This is a genomic window from Microbacterium sp. Y-01 (assembly GCF_003856715.1).
GTDB classification, from domain to species: Bacteria; Actinomycetota; Actinomycetes; order Actinomycetales; family Microbacteriaceae; genus Microbacterium; species Microbacterium algeriense.
Genome location: NZ_CP024170.1, coordinates 2,998,452 through 3,012,414, shown reverse-complemented (window position 1 = coordinate 3,012,414; position 13,963 = coordinate 2,998,452). Strand labels below are relative to the sequence as shown.

13 protein-coding genes and 1 tRNA gene are annotated in these 13,963 nt (G+C 68.7%); 11 read left to right on the top strand and 3 right to left on the bottom strand.

Features of this window, described 5'->3' with window-relative positions; all coding sequences use genetic code 11:
• Positions 1 to 16: 16 nt before the first annotated feature.
• Positions 17 to 697: a YqaJ viral recombinase family protein gene (locus tag CSX12_RS14385; RefSeq protein WP_017201504.1), complete on the bottom strand. Its 681-nt coding sequence runs from the start codon at positions 695 to 697 to the stop codon at positions 17 to 19.
• A 292-nt stretch (positions 698 to 989) separates the two neighbouring features.
• Here CSX12_RS14385 and CSX12_RS14380 point away from each other — a divergent pair, with 292 nt between their 5' ends.
• The 3 genes from CSX12_RS14380 (at position 990) to rplL (ending at position 3,269) form a co-directional block, all read left to right on the top strand.
• The gene (locus tag CSX12_RS14380) at positions 990 to 1,955 is read left to right on the top strand and encodes a hypothetical protein (RefSeq protein ID WP_124896235.1); all 966 of its coding nucleotides are present in this window, start codon (positions 990 to 992) and stop codon (positions 1,953 to 1,955) included.
• Between the two features lie 393 nt (positions 1,956 to 2,348).
• On the top strand, positions 2,349 to 2,837 hold the full coding sequence (gene rplJ, locus CSX12_RS14375; RefSeq protein ID WP_017201502.1) for a 50S ribosomal protein L10: 489 nt from the start codon (positions 2,349 to 2,351) through the stop codon (positions 2,835 to 2,837).
• Positions 2,838 to 2,885: 48 nt separating this feature from the next.
• Positions 2,886 to 3,269: a 50S ribosomal protein L7/L12 gene (gene rplL / locus CSX12_RS14370; protein WP_017201501.1), complete on the top strand. Its 384-nt coding sequence runs from the start codon at positions 2,886 to 2,888 to the stop codon at positions 3,267 to 3,269.
• Between the two features lie 75 nt (positions 3,270 to 3,344).
• On the opposite strand, the gene CSX12_RS14365 is transcribed toward rplL, so the two are convergent.
• Positions 3,345 to 4,349: a LacI family DNA-binding transcriptional regulator gene (locus CSX12_RS14365; RefSeq protein WP_017201500.1), complete on the bottom strand. Its 1,005-nt coding sequence runs from the start codon at positions 4,347 to 4,349 to the stop codon at positions 3,345 to 3,347.
• 281 nt (positions 4,350 to 4,630) lie between these two features.
• Here CSX12_RS14365 and CSX12_RS14360 point away from each other — a divergent pair, with 281 nt between their 5' ends.
• The 8 genes from CSX12_RS14360 to CSX12_RS14325 all read left to right on the top strand — a co-directional run bounded on the left by CSX12_RS14360 (position 4,631) and on the right by CSX12_RS14325 (position 13,669).
• Positions 4,631 to 5,947: an ABC transporter substrate-binding protein gene (locus CSX12_RS14360; RefSeq protein ID WP_017201499.1), complete on the top strand. Its 1,317-nt coding sequence runs from the start codon at positions 4,631 to 4,633 to the stop codon at positions 5,945 to 5,947.
• 103 nt (positions 5,948 to 6,050) lie between these two features.
• On the top strand, positions 6,051 to 7,190 hold the full coding sequence (locus CSX12_RS14355; RefSeq protein WP_017201498.1) for a sugar ABC transporter permease: 1,140 nt from the start codon (positions 6,051 to 6,053) through the stop codon (positions 7,188 to 7,190).
• Positions 7,187 to 8,149, top strand: a complete 963-nt coding sequence (locus CSX12_RS14350; RefSeq protein WP_017201497.1) for a carbohydrate ABC transporter permease — start codon at positions 7,187 to 7,189, stop codon at positions 8,147 to 8,149. The genes CSX12_RS14355 and CSX12_RS14350 overlap by 4 nt, the downstream gene beginning before the upstream one ends.
• Positions 8,150 to 8,270: 121 nt before the next feature.
• Positions 8,271 to 9,647 (top strand): cystathionine beta-synthase, encoded by a 1,377-nt coding sequence (locus tag CSX12_RS14345; RefSeq protein ID WP_124896234.1) that lies wholly within the window; start codon positions 8,271 to 8,273, stop codon positions 9,645 to 9,647.
• 73 nt (positions 9,648 to 9,720) lie between these two features.
• Positions 9,721 to 10,875, top strand: a complete 1,155-nt coding sequence (locus CSX12_RS14340) for a cystathionine gamma-synthase (protein ID WP_124896233.1) — start codon at positions 9,721 to 9,723, stop codon at positions 10,873 to 10,875.
• Between the two features lie 101 nt (positions 10,876 to 10,976).
• Positions 10,977 to 12,374 carry a multidrug effflux MFS transporter gene (locus CSX12_RS14335; protein WP_206427099.1) on the top strand — a complete coding sequence of 466 codons (1,398 nt, stop codon included), beginning with the start codon at positions 10,977 to 10,979 and terminating at the stop codon, positions 12,372 to 12,374.
• A gap of 30 nt (positions 12,375 to 12,404) precedes the next feature.
• Positions 12,405 to 13,034 (top strand): phosphatase PAP2 family protein, encoded by a 630-nt coding sequence (locus tag CSX12_RS14330; protein ID WP_069188211.1) that lies wholly within the window; start codon positions 12,405 to 12,407, stop codon positions 13,032 to 13,034.
• Between the two features lie 29 nt (positions 13,035 to 13,063).
• Positions 13,064 to 13,669, top strand: coding sequence for a GNAT family N-acetyltransferase (locus CSX12_RS14325; protein ID WP_124896232.1), 606 nt, complete (start codon positions 13,064 to 13,066; stop codon positions 13,667 to 13,669).
• A gap of 64 nt (positions 13,670 to 13,733) precedes the next feature.
• Here CSX12_RS14325 and CSX12_RS14320 read toward each other — a convergent pair.
• A tRNA-Ser gene (locus CSX12_RS14320) sits at positions 13,734 to 13,821 on the bottom strand.
• Positions 13,822 to 13,963 lie beyond the last annotated feature (142 nt).

Below are 13,963 nucleotides of genomic sequence, written 5' to 3'. Positions count from 1 at the left end.
GCGGTCGGCCGAATGGTCAGTCGGCCAGGGCCAGAGCGCGGAAGGCGTCCCGCTCTCGGAGCTGCTCGCGGCGGCTGGCGACGGCATCCGGCGTCCTGCTCGGAACCTGTCGGCCCGTGGTGCGGCGGTAGAGCTCGTCGATGAGGTCGGTGGCGAGGGTGACGAGCTTCGCGATCTCGCGATCGTCGCGGTCGATCCAGACGCATCGGGGCTCATCGTGGATCGGGGCGAAGTCCACGTGCTCCTCCCACACGAACAGGGTCCGCTCGGCGCCGAGCACGTGCTGCTGCCACCACACCTGACGCAGGTACGTGCGGGGGATGCCGCGGAACGCCTTGTTGGTGGTCTTGATCTCGGCGAGCTTGACCCGACCCTGCGCGTCGACGGCGATGCCGTCGGGGGTGGCGAGGTGGCGGTGCTCGACCTCGGCCCGGAACAGGGCGGAAGAGGGGAGGATGCCGTGGGTCGCCGCGACCCAGGCTGCGATCTCGGGCTCGCGCCGGCGGCCGTGGTCGGTGTAGGCGTTGCCGCCGAAGCGGGGTCCGCCTCCGAGCTTGGAGTCCGCGGCCCGGGCGATCGACTTCTCCGACGTGAGCCCGGCGACATCCGTGGCGGTGATCCCGCGCGAGCGTGCGCGCATCCACGCCACGCGGTCGCGCGAGTCCGCGACGATGCGTGCGGCGAGTTCCGGGGTCACCCTTCGACCCTAACCCCGTCCGCCGACCCTCATCCGCCGCCTGCCCGGCTTGTCGCCGACTGCGCCCGCCGCAGCACCGCCCCCGAGCGCACGGGATGTCGCCGAGCGCACGGGAAGTCCCCGAGCGCACGGGATGCATACGTGGCTACCCCGTGCACTCGGCGCGAACCCGTGCTCTCGCGATCGAAGTCTTCTCCTGCACGGGAGGCGGGGTGAGGGGAGAAGTGCAGAGAGTGCGGGGCGGGGCGAGGGAAAACTCAGGAGGAGGGGAGGAAGCGGGAAACATGGGGCGATGATGAACGCGCTCGACAGCCTCATCCGATCCCGGACGGACCTCCTGCAGCGGGGGTGGACGGAGCGCCGCATCGCGGAGGCCGTGCAGACCGGAACCCTCGTCGCGCTCCGACGAGGCTGGTACATGGATGCCGCGGACCGGGCGGAGCTGTGGCCGGAACAACGGCATCACGCGCATGTCATCGCCGTGGACCGGGATGCCCGCGGCTCGGCGGTCATGTCTCACACGTCGGCTGCGGTGCTCTGGGGACTGCCGCTCTACAAGGTGCGGCTCGCCCGCGTGCACATGACCACGCCGACGCCGACACGGATCTCCAGCGCACCCGACGTGTTCCGCCACGTGGCGCCGCTCACGCGCGAGGACCTCGCACTCCGCCACGGAATCCGCTGCACCTCCCTGTCCCGGACGGTGTTCGATCTGATCCGCTCGGTGCCGGCGGCAGCGGCCGTGGCTGCGGCCGATGCCGCGGAGCGCGAAACGGGACGGCGTCAGGGGCAGTGGGACGCGGACGCAGTCCTCTCGTGGCGCCGCGATCTCTCGCAGCGGGTGGACGAGGCGACGGGAGCCCGGGGCATCCGGCAGGCGAGGTGGGTCGCGGCGTTCGCGGATGGCAGGGCGCAGCTGCCGGGGGAGAGCGTGAGCCGGTTGCACCTGCACACGCTCGGCTTCGCCGCCCCCGACCTCCAGGTGCACGTCCCCGGGCCGGGTGGTCGGGACTACTTCGTCGACTTCGGCTTGGACGACGTGCAGAGCTTCGGTGAATTCGACGGCAAGACGAAGTACCTCGACGAGGCGCTGCGGTCGGGTCGCACGGTCGAGGAGGTCCTTCTGGAGGAGAAGCAGCGTGAGGACTGGATCCGCGGCCTCACCCAGCGCCGGTTCGCCCGCTGGGGCTCCGAGCACATCGCCACTCCCGAGGCGCTCGCCGCCCGCCTCGCCTCCTTCGGCATCACCCCTCCCTGACCCGCCGCCTCGCCGCCTCGCCGGGTCGCCGAGTGCACGGGAAGTCGCCCAGTGCACGGGAAGTCGCCCAGTGCACGGGAAACCCACGTGGCCAAGCCGTGCACTCGGCGCGAACCCGTGCACTCGGCGGCGGAGGGAGGGAGGGAGGGAGGAAGGAGGGGGCGGGGGATTTGGGGGAGAGGGAGCGTGGGGTACAGTGGTCCTAACCGAAGACCGCTGGTCGTCGTGTGCGTGCAAGCGCACAGGATCGAAGCTCTGCATCGCAGGGGCCCGCGCAGGTGTCACGAACTTTCTGAGCTCCGTGCGCTTGCGCCGGAGCTCTTCTCTTTTGCAGGGGGTCGGAGGCCGGCGCCCCACCACCGTGCGGCGCCTCGTACACACCAAGGAGTGACCATGGCGCAGAAGGATGCATCGGTCGCCGAGCTCACGAAGTCATTCGAGAACTCGAACGCCGTCCTGCTGACCGAGTACCGCGGTCTGACGGTTGCCCAGCTCAAGGAGCTGCGCAACAGCATCCGTCAGGACGCCGAGTACGCCGTGGTGAAGAACACGCTGACCAAGATCGCCGCCAACAAGGCTGGCATCTCCGCGCTGGACGACGACCTCAAGGGTCCGTCGGCTGTCGCGTTCGTGCACGGTGACTTCGTCGCCACCGCCAAGGCTCTGCGTGACTTCGCCAAGGCCAACCCGCTTCTCGTGATCAAGTCCGGCATCTTCGAGGGCAACGCCCTCACCGCGGACGAGGTCAACAAGTACGCCTCGCTCGAGAGCCGTGAGGTTCTGCTGGCGAAGGCTGCGGGAATGATGAAGGCGACGATGGGCAAGGCTGCCGCCACCATCGACGCGCTTCGCGAAAAGCTCGAGACCGCCGAGGCCGCGTAAGCGTCCGACGTTCTCGTACAACAACCCCATCTATCTAGGAGATACATCATGGCGAAGCTTTCCACTGAGGAGCTGCTCGAGCAGTTCGCTGGCCTGACCCTCGTCGAGCTCAACGACTTCGTGAAGGCGTTCGAGGAGAAGTTCGAGGTCACCGCTGCTGCACCCGTCGCCGTCGCCGGCGCTGCGGGTGGCGCAGGCGCTGCCGAGGCTGAAGAGGAGAAGGACTCCTTCGACGTCATCCTCGAGGCTGCTGGCGACAAGAAGATCCAGGTCATCAAGACCGTGCGCGAGCTCACCTCGCTGGGTCTCGGCGAGGCCAAGGCCGTCGTCGACGGTGCTCCCAAGGCCGTGCTCGAGGGCGCGAACAAGGAGACCGCCGAGAAGGCCAAGGCTGCTCTCGAAGAGGCCGGCGCGACGGTTACCCTCAAGTAATCACGCTTCAGCGTTCTTCACGAAGGCCCCGGGTTCGTCCGGGGCCTTCGTGCGTTCCGCGGTCGTGCGGGACGCTCAGCGCGGCGGAGCGGTGGAGTTGCGGACCACGAGAGCGGATGCTGCGGCGACCTGCTCCAGTGGAGCATCCGGGTGGTCCATCTGCTGCGTCAGCAGCCGCACCGCGACGCGTCCCTGCTCGCGCGGGGACTGCCCGATCGTGGTCAGGGCGAACATGTCCGCGTGCTCGTGGTCGTCGATGCCGACGACGCTGAGCTCGGTCGGCACCGCGATGCCGAGCCGACGGGCCGCGATGATCGCGCCGATCGCCGCCTCGTCGCACACGCCGACGATCGCGGTGGGTCTGTGCCGGCGGTCCCCGAGCAGACCAGCCGCCGCGGAGTACCCGCCGGGCATGGTCGGATCGGCCGCGACCGCACGCACGTGGGCGGAGAGTCCGGCAGCTCGCAGGGCGTCGCGATAGCCGTCGAGACGTCGGGCGTCGCCGAAGCTCAGCTCCGCCGCACCGGTCGAGCCTCCGACGAAGGCGATGTCGGTGTGGCCGAGCTCGATCAGGTGCTCGGTGGCGATGCGGGCGGCGTCGGTGTCATCGATCGAGACGGCGCTGGACCCCTCGCTGTAGGGGCCGACGCTCACCAGGGGCCGGCCGGTCTGTTTCAGCCGTTCCAGTTCCCGAGCGCTCGGCTGGATGCCGACGGCGATGATCCCGTCGAAGCGGCGCCCGGGGAGCACGCTCTCGAACAGACGCTCCCGCGTCTGGCTGCCCTCAGGGACGCCGTAGAGCGAGAGGTCGTAGTCGAGCGCGAACAGGGACTCCTGCACCCCCGCGAGCAGTTCGGCGAAGAACCAGCGGTCGATCGGCGGCATCACGACGCCCACGGTCTGGGTGCGTCCCGTCGCCAGGCTCGTGGCGGAGGAGTGCGCGACGTACGACAGGTCGCGCGCGGCGTCCTCGACGCGGTTCCTGGTGTCCTCGGACACGTAGCCCCGACCGCTCAGCGCGCGGCTGGCCGTGGCTTTCGACACCCCGGCGCGAGCCGCGACGTCCGCGATCGTGCTCATCGGTCCTCCTCGACCTGTCACGCCGTGGCGTGGCCGGCGCCCCGCGCGCCGCGTCACAGCGTAGTCCGACATCCCTGAAAAAGGAACCGGTTCCACAGCCGGGGCGAGGGAGCGCTCCCATGCACCAGGAGGGCGATCGGCGAATGGTTGCGAGCTTGTGACCCTAGCGTGTTGTGCGGGGATGCGGATCGCCAGTAGGTTGGCCTGGAATCGGTTCCCTAACGATGCCCCGGGGTGGCGTCGTACGAGGCGGGAACCTGTACTCGAAGAGGAGAATTCACATGGCTCTGTCACAGCGTTCCCGGCGTTACGCGCCGCTCGCCCTGCTGGGGGTCGCGGGCATCGCGCTCGCCGGATGCGGAGCTCCCGGCGGCGCGCCGGGTGGCGACGGAGACGGCGGCGGCGACGCCACCGTCACGATCTACGGGACGATCGTCGACTCCGAGGCAGAACTCCTCCAGGAGTCCTGGAAGGACTGGGCCGACGAGAACGGCATCACCATCAAGTATGAGGGCAGCCAGGACTTCGAGACGCAGCTCGGCACGCGCGCCCAGGGTGGCAACCCGCCCGACATCGCGATCTTCCCGCAGCCCGGTCTGTTCGCCGACTTCGCCGACCGGGGCTTCCTGAAGCCCGCACCGGAAGAGGTCGAGAAGAACGCCAACGAGTACTGGACCGAGGACTGGGTCAACTACGGCACGGTCGACGACACGTTCTACGGCGCGCCTCTCATGGCCAACGTCAAGGGCTGGATCTGGTACTCGCCGGCGAAGTTCGCGGAGTGGGGCGTCGAGGTGCCGAAGACTCTCGACGAGATGTCGGCGCTCACGGACAAGATCCAGGCGGCCACGGGAACTCCGGCGTGGTGCGCCGGGTTCGAGTCCGGAACGGCCACCGGCTGGCCGGGCACCGACTGGGTCGAGGACTACGTGCTGCGTCAGGCCGGTCCCGACGTGTACGACCAGTGGGTCACGAACGACGTCAAGTTCACCGACCCGCAGATCAAGCAGGCGTTCGACTCGGTCGGCGAGATCCTGCTGAACCCGGCCAACGTCAACGCCGGATTCGGTGACGTCCGCTCGATCAACTCGACCGCTTTCGGTGACGTCGCGCCCAAGCTCGCCGGTGGCGAGTGCGCGCTGACCCACCAGGCGTCGTTCCTCTCGGGCTTCTTCCCCGAGGGTACGAAGGTCGCCGAGGACGGCGACGTGTGGGCGTTCATGCTCCCCGGCGAGTCCGCGGATGACTCCGCGGTCACCGGTGCCGGCGAGATCGTCGGCGCGTTCAGCGACTCCGAGGCCACGCAGAAGGTGCTCGCGTACCTGTCGAGCCCCGAGTGGGCGAACAGCCGCGTCAGCCTCGGCGGCGTCACCTCGGCCAACAACGGCCTCGACCCGGCGAACGCGAAGGACCCGATCCTGCAGGAGACCATCAAGATCCTGCAGGACCCGGAGACGACCTTCCGCTTCGACGCGTCCGACCTGATGCCCGGTGCCGTCGGCGCCGGCACCTTCTGGAAGGGCATGGTCGCGTGGGTCAACGGCAGCCCCACGGATGAGGTGCTCACGCAGATCGAGACCGGCTGGCCGTCCAGCTGATCCGAGGAGAGGGGCCGTCCCGCAGCGGGACGGCCCCTCTGCTCCCTCGGTGCGCCCCGCCGGGTGCACCGTCGATCCGGTCCGCGTGACGTAAGGGGATTCCGTGAACGCGACAGTTTTCTTCCAGTGGGTCGGCTCGCTGCCGCCGATCCTGCAGGCCGTCGCCGTGGTCATCGCGTTCGCGGTGGTCGTGGCGATCATCCTGCTCCTCGTGGACATCGCTCCGCGCAAGGGAAAGCAGTACACCGTCATCCGGCTGGCGATGTGCCTGCTGATACCGCTCGCCGTGATGCTGTTCTTCAACTCGTACTACTGGGCCATGGGAGTCGCGGTCCTCGTCGGCGCCCTGTTCTTCTGGCTGGACTACCGATCCCGCGATGGCGCGGGCTACCTCATCCAGCTGGTGGCGTTCATGGCGCCGGCCCTGCTGCTGCTGCTCGTCGGCCTGATCCTGCCGTCGATCCAGACCATGTACTCGTCGTTCCTGAACTCCTCGGGGAAGGAGTTCGTCGGCCTGTCGAACTACCTGTGGATCTTCACGCAGTCCGACGGCATCACCGCCGTCGTGAACACGATCATCTGGGTCCTGCTGGTGCCGACGGTCTCGACGATCGTCGGTCTCGCGTACGCCGTGTTCATCGATCGCACCCGCGGCGAGAAGATCTACAAGGTCCTCGTGTTCATGCCGATGGCCATCTCGTTCGTGGGCGCCAGCATCATCTGGCGGTTCGTGTACGAGTACCGCGGACCGGAGTTCGAGCAGATCGGTCTGCTGAACCAGATCCTGGTGTGGTTCGGCGGCACTCCGCAGCAGTGGCTGCTGAACCAGCCGTGGAACAACCTGTTCCTCATCGTGGTGCTCATCTGGGTGCAGACCGGTTTCGCCATGGTCGTGCTGTCCGCGTCCATCAAGGGCGTCCCGGCGGAGCTTCTGGAGGCGGCCGAGCTCGACGGCGCGAACGCGTGGCAGCGGTTCATCTCGGTGACCGTCCCGGCGATCCGCCCGGCACTCATCGTGGTGCTGACCACGATCTCGATCGCCTCGCTCAAGGTGTTCGACATCGTCCGCACCATGACCGCCGGAAACTACGGCACCTCGGTTCTGGCGAACGAGATGTACACGCAGTTCTCGAAGTTCGAGGCGGGACGCAGCGCAGCGCTCTCCGTCATCCTGTTCATCCTGGTGCTGCCGATCGTGATCTACAACGCGCGCCAGATTAAGAAGCAGCGGGAGATCCGATGACCGACACCGTCAAGACCGAGACCTCGGCCAGCACCCGCGCGATCACCACCGGCGGCGGATTCGAGGGAGCCGCGGGGAGGACGCGCAAGAAGCTGTCGCGCCCGTGGGCATCCGTCGCGTCGATCATCATCGCGTTCCTGTGGACGATCCCGACGCTCGGCCTGTTCATCTCGTCCTTCCGCCCGCGCGACGACATCCAGTCGAGCGGATGGTGGACGTTCTTCGCCGACCCTCAGGTGACGCTGGAGAACTACGTCGACGTGCTGCAGTCCGGCACGACGCAGCTGACCATCCTGGAATCGTTCGTCAACTCGATCGCGATCACCATCCCGGCCACGATCATCCCGCTGATGATCGCGTCGATGGCGGCGTACGCGTTCGCGTGGATCGACTTCAAGGGCCGCAACGCGCTGTTCATCTTCGTCTTCGCGCTGCAGATCGTGCCGATCCAGATGGCTCTGGTGCCGCTGCTCAGCTCGTTCTCCCGAGGCCTGAACCTCTTCGGGCTGCAGGTGACCCTGCCCCTCGGAGCATCGGACGGGTACGCGCAGGTGTGGATCGCGCACTCGATGTTCGCGCTGCCGCTGGCCATCTACCTGCTGCACAACTTCATGTCGGAGATCCCGGGCGAGATCATCGAGGCCGCGCGCGTCGATGGAGCCTCCCGCGGGCAGATCTTCTTCCGCGTGGTGCTGCCGCTGACGATGCCGGCGATCGCGTCGGTCGCGATCTTCCAGTTCCTCTGGGTGTGGAACGACCTGCTCGTGGCCCTGGTGTTCGCGGATGGCGCTGCCGCGCCCATCACGAAGCTGCTCGCCGAGATCACCGGAACGCGCGGCAACGACTGGTACCTGCTCACCGCCGGCGCCTTCGTGTCGATCATCGTGCCGCTGATCGTGTTCTTCGCCCTGCAGCGCTACTTCGTCCGCGGGCTGCTGGCCGGGTCGACCAAGGGGTGACGCGCCCTTCGACGGGCTCAGGGACCGATGGGTCGCTGAGCCCGTCGAAGTCGTGGGTCGCTGAGCCCGTCGAAGCGCAACACAGCCCCGCACGCGGCATGCGCGCGTCTACCCTGAAGTCATGAAGTATGCGGACTCCATCGTCGATCTCGTCGGCGACACCCCTCTCGTGAAGCTCAACCGCGTCACGGAGGGCATCGCGTGCACGGTGCTCGTGAAACTCGAGTACCTGAACCCCGGCGGCTCCTCCAAGGACCGGATCGCGGCGCGGATCATCGACGCCGCCGAAGCCGCGGGTGACCTCGAGCCGGGCGGCACCATCGTCGAGCCGACGAGCGGCAACACCGGCGTCGGACTCGCCCTGGTGGCGCAGCAGCGGGGCTACCGCTGCGTGTTCGTGCTGCCGGACAAGGTCGGCGAGGACAAGATCGACGTGCTCCGGGCCTATGGCGCGGAGGTCGTGGTCACGCCGACCTCGGTGGCCCCCGACAGTCCGGAGTCGTACTACAGCGTGAGCGATCGGCTGGCGCGGGAGATCCCCGGGGCGTTCAAGCCGAACCAGTACGAGAACCCGAACGGTCCGCGCAGCCACTACGAGACCACCGGTCCTGAGATCTGGCGCGACACCGACGGCGAGATCACGCACTTCGTGGCCGGGGTCGGCACGGGCGGGACCATCACGGGAACCGGCCGTTTCCTGCGCGAGGTGTCCGATGAGCGCGTCCGCATCGTCGGCGTCGACCCGGAGGGCAGTGTCTACAGCGGTGGGACGGGTCGCCCCTACCTCGTCGAGGGAGTGGGCGAGGACATCTGGCCCGGCGCCTACGACCCCACCGTCCCGCACGAGATCGTGGCGGTGGGCGACGCCGAGTCGTTCGCGATGACGCGCCGGCTCGCCCGCGAGGAAGGCATCCTCGTCGGTGGATCGAGCGGCATGGCCGTGGCCGGTGCGCTGCGCGTGGCGCGCGAGCTGCCCGCGGAGGCCGTGATGGTCGTGCTGCTCCCGGACGGGGGGCGCGGCTACCTCGGCAAGATCTTCAACGACGGCTGGATGCGGTCCTATGGGTTCAGCGATGTCGAGGACGGGGAGACCGTCGCCGACGTCCTCGCCGCCAGGGCGACCCGCCAGGGGGAGAGCATCCCGGACCTCGTGCACGCGCATCCGACGGACACCGTGCTCGAGGCGATCCGGATGATGACCGAGTACGACGTCTCGCAGCTCGTCGTGCTCAGCGCGGAACCTCCGGTGATGATGGGCGAGGTCGTCGGCACGGTCGACGAGAAGGGGCTGCTCGACCTGCTGTTCCGCGGCGAGGCGAATCCGACGGACGCCGTGGGCGCGCATGTGGGGGACCGGCTTCCGCTCGTCGGCATCCATGCCTCCGTCGCCGACGCCCGCGCCGCGCTCGCCGACGCCGACGCCCTGCTGGTCACGGAGGACGGCAAGCCGCACACGGTGCTGACGCGCCAGGATCTGCTGGCCTACCTCGCGCGCTGAGCGGCGCCACCACCGGCGACCTCGGACGTAACGGGACGGCCCCGGCGGCGACGGCCGACGTAGGCTGAGAGACATGTCCGACCACGCTTTCGCCACTCGAGCCATCCACGCGGGACAGGCGCCCGATCCGACGACCGGGGCGATCATCCCGCCGATCTACCAGTCGTCCACGCACGTGCAGGACGGCATCGGAGGGCTCCGCGACGGTTACGAGTACAACCGCTCCGGCAACCCGACCCGCTCCTCGCTGGAGACGCAGCTCGCCGCGCTCGAAGGCGGCGAAGGGGCGCTCTCCTTCGCGTCGGGACTCGCCGCGGAGGACGCCCTGCTGCGCGGGATCCTCACCCCGGGCGACCACGTGCTCCTCGGCAACGACGTGTACGGCGGCACGTACCGACTCCTCACGCGCGTGCTGTCGACGTGGGGGATCGAGACCACCACGGTCGAGCTGTCGGACGTCGATGCGCTGCGGGCGGCGATCCGTCCCGAGACGAAGATCGTCTGGCTCGAGACCCCGAGCAATCCGCTGCTCAAGGTCGTGGACATCGCGCTCACCGCCGAGATCGCGCACGCCGCCGGAGCGATCGTCGTCGTGGACAACACCTTCGCCTCGCCCGCCCTGCAGCAGCCGCTCTCCCTCGGCGCCGACCTGGTGGTGCACTCCACGACCAAGTACCTCGGCGGTCACTCCGACGTGCTCGGCGGCGCGGTCGTCTTCGGTGACGACCGCTTCTTCGAGCAGGTCAAGTTCCAGCAGTTCGCCGTGGGTGCCGTCTCGGCACCGCTCGATGCGTGGCTGACGACGCGCGGCATCAAGACGCTCGCGCTGCGGATGCGACAGCACTCCGAGAACGCGCAGGCCATCGCGGAGTGGGCGCAGCAGAGGCCCGAGATCGCGCAGGTCTTCTATCCGGGTCTCGCCTCCCACGCCGGGCACGACATCGCGGCGAGGCAGATGAGTGGCTTCGGCGGGATGCTCTCGCTCGGACTCGCCGCCGGCGCGGATGCAGCGCGATCCTTCGCGGAGAGCACGTCGCTGTTCCAGCTGGCCGAGTCGCTCGGCGGGGTCGAGTCGCTCATCGGGTATCCGCCCGACATGACGCACGCGTCCGTCCGCGGCACCGAGCTCGCCGTTCCCGAGAACATCGTCCGACTGTCGGTCGGCATCGAAGACGTGAGCGACCTCATCGCCGATCTCGAAGACGGGCTCGGCCGCATCGGGCGCTGACGCTGCGTCCGCCCGACCGAACGGGGCGTCGCGGCGGTAACATGGGGGTTCCCCCGATCGAATCGATTCGATCATGCTTCCCCTGATTCTGGAAGGACGTCGTGTCCGACGCTCCCCGCACTGACTCCCTGCCCGTCGCAGACGCCTCGTCGCACCCCGAGACTCCCGCCGTTGCCGCGCCCGCGCGCACGGCGACCGGCAGCATCCGCACGTCGACGGCGACCGGAGCGATCCGCACGCTCGGATCGAACCCCGCCACCGCGCCGATCATGCTGCACCCGGGAGACGCGATCTCCCTCGGTCGCCGGACGCTGTACATCATCCTGCTGGGCGCTCTCACCGCGCTCGGCCCGTTCACGATCGACCTCTACCTCCCGGCCTTCCCGGTGCTGGAGGAGGACTTCCAGACCACGGCAGCGGCGATCCAGCTGACCCTGACCGGCACGATGATCGGCTTCGCCCTCGGTCAGCTCGTCGTCGGCCCGCTCAGTGACAAGGTCGGCCGTCGCGTTCCGCTGATCGTGGTCACGGCTCTGCATGTCCTCGCGAGCGTCGGAGCGGCCTTCGCGCCCGATCTGGCGCTGCTCAGCGTCGCCCGCGTGCTCATGGGTGTCGGCGCGGCGGCCGGTGGTGTCGTGGCCATGGCGATCGTGCGCGACCTGTTCGGCGGGCGTCGCCTGGTCGTCATGCTGTCCCGCCTCGCCCTGGTCTCCGGAGTCGCACCCGTCGTCGCGCCCCTGATCGGGTCGTGGCTGCTCACGCTCATGCCCTGGCGGGGCATCTTCGCGGTGCTCGCGGCCTACGGGATCGTGATGCTGCTGTCGACGATCCTCTTCATCCCGGAGACGCTGCCCGTCGCCCGTCGCCAGGACCGCGGCGGCGCCACCATGGTGCAGCGATACCGCTCCGTGCTCTCCGACCGCGTGTTCCTCGGCGTCCTCGTGATCGGCGGCATGACCTTCTCCGGTCTGTTCTCCTACCTCTCGGCCTCGCCGTTCCTGTTCCAGGTGACCCACGGACTCGATGCCCAGCAGTACGGTCTGCTCTTCGCCGTGAACTCGCTCGGTGTGGTGCTCGGCGTGCAGACGGCTTCGCGGCTGGCCGCCCGATTCGGGCCGCAGTGGGTCATGGCCTACTCGACGGCCGTGCTGCTGCTCTCCGCGGTCGCGATCGTCGTCACCGACCAGCTCGGGCTCGGCCTGTGGGGCACCGTCATCCCGCTGTTCGTCTTCATGACCGCGTGCGGGTTCACGATGCCCAACGTGCAGGTGCTGGCCCTCGACCGCCACGGCAAGGCGGCGGGGACGGCGGCCTCGATCATCGGGGCGGCCAACTTCGGCGTCGCGGGTCTCATCTCCCCGGTCGTCGGCTGGCTCTCGCACGACGCCGGGATCACCGCGACGACCATGGCCTCCGTCATGGTCGGCTGCTCCGTCGTCGGCATCCTCGCGCTGTGGCTCGTCGTACGACCCCGCACGGTGGGCATGCTCACTCCCTGATCTTCAGGAACCATCGGCCACAATGGGACGATGGGCAGACGGACGCTGTTGTGGTGGGGAGTGAGCCTCCTCGTGCTCGCAACGGCTCTCGGCGCCGTGGTGGTGTTCGTCTACCCGCAATCGCCCGGCTTCGACCGGTGGTGGAACGAGACGATCGCCGCGGCCAGGGCCGACTGGATGCTCGACTTCGCCCTCGCCCTGAACTGGATCGGCGGTGGCTGGGTCGCGATCCTCGGTGTTCCCCTGCTCGCGATCCTGGCGCTGGTGCTCGCGCGCCGGTGGCGCGGTGCGGTCTTCGCGGCGGTGAGCTTCCTGGCGAGTGCGGGGGCGGTGCAGCTGCTCAAGACGCTCTTCGGACGCGCGCGACCGGATGACATGCTCGTCGTGAGCGACTACGGGTCGTTCCCCTCGGGGCACACCGCGAACGCGGCGACCATCGCCCTCGTGCTCTGGGTGCTGTTCCCGCGGGTGTGGGTCGCGATCGTCGGGGCGCTGTGGGTGCTGGCGATGGCGCTCTCGCGCACGTTCCTCTCGGTGCACTGGGCGACGGACACGCTCGGCGGCGCTCTCGTCGGGGCCGGTGTGGTGCTGGTGCTCGCCGCGTGGCTGCTGCCGTGGGTGCAGCGGAAGAAGCACGCGCTCGACGCGCCGATAGGCTGATCGGGCCCGTCCCCGTCGAAGGAGTCCCCGTGTCGCGCATCCGTCCGTACCGCCCCGCCGACCGCGCCTCGCTGTACGAGGTCTGCGTGAAGACGGCCGACGCCGGAGGAGACGCGACCGGCATCCTGTCGGACGACGACCTGTGGGGGAACCTGTTCGCGGTCCCCTACGCCGAACGGCATCCGGATCTCGCCTGGGTCGTCGAGAGCGACGACGAACGGACGATCGGGTACATCGTCGCGACCGACGACACCGACGCGTTCTACACCTGGTTCCGGGACGAGTGGTGGCCGGCGCTGCAGCAGCGGTACCCCCGCCCCGTCGAGGTCGTCACGCGCGAGGATCGGATGGTCGACTACGGATACACCCGCGCGCCGGGCATCGAGCCGAACGCGGCGGAGTGCCCCGCGCACCTGCACATCGACATGCTTCCGGAGACGCAGGGCCAAGGACTCGGGCGACAGCTCATGCAGACGCTGTTCGCCGAACTGACCCGCCGCGGCGTGCGGGGACTGCACCTCGGGATCGACCCGAACAACACCGGCGCCGCCGCGTTCTACGAGCGACTCGGAATGACCCGCCTGCCGGCCGAGCCCGGCGGGCAGATCTATGGTGTGCGCTTCGACAGCGACTGACACCCTCATCCCGAGCTCGACGAACGTCGAAGGCCCCCGCTGATGCGAGGGCCTTCGACGTTTCTGGCGGTGACGGCGGGATTCGAACCCGCGGTTGCTTGCACAACACACGCTTTCCAAGCGTGCTCCTTCGGCCGCTCGGACACGTCACCAAGGAACAACCTGTCCATCCTATCCGATCGACCGGGCACGCAGTGACAGTCCCTCTCGGCGGCGAGCGGCGACGCTTGAGCTGAAATATTGCATGTTACCCGAGGTGTCTATAGCTTCGTGTGCAGACGTATCCACCTCGAA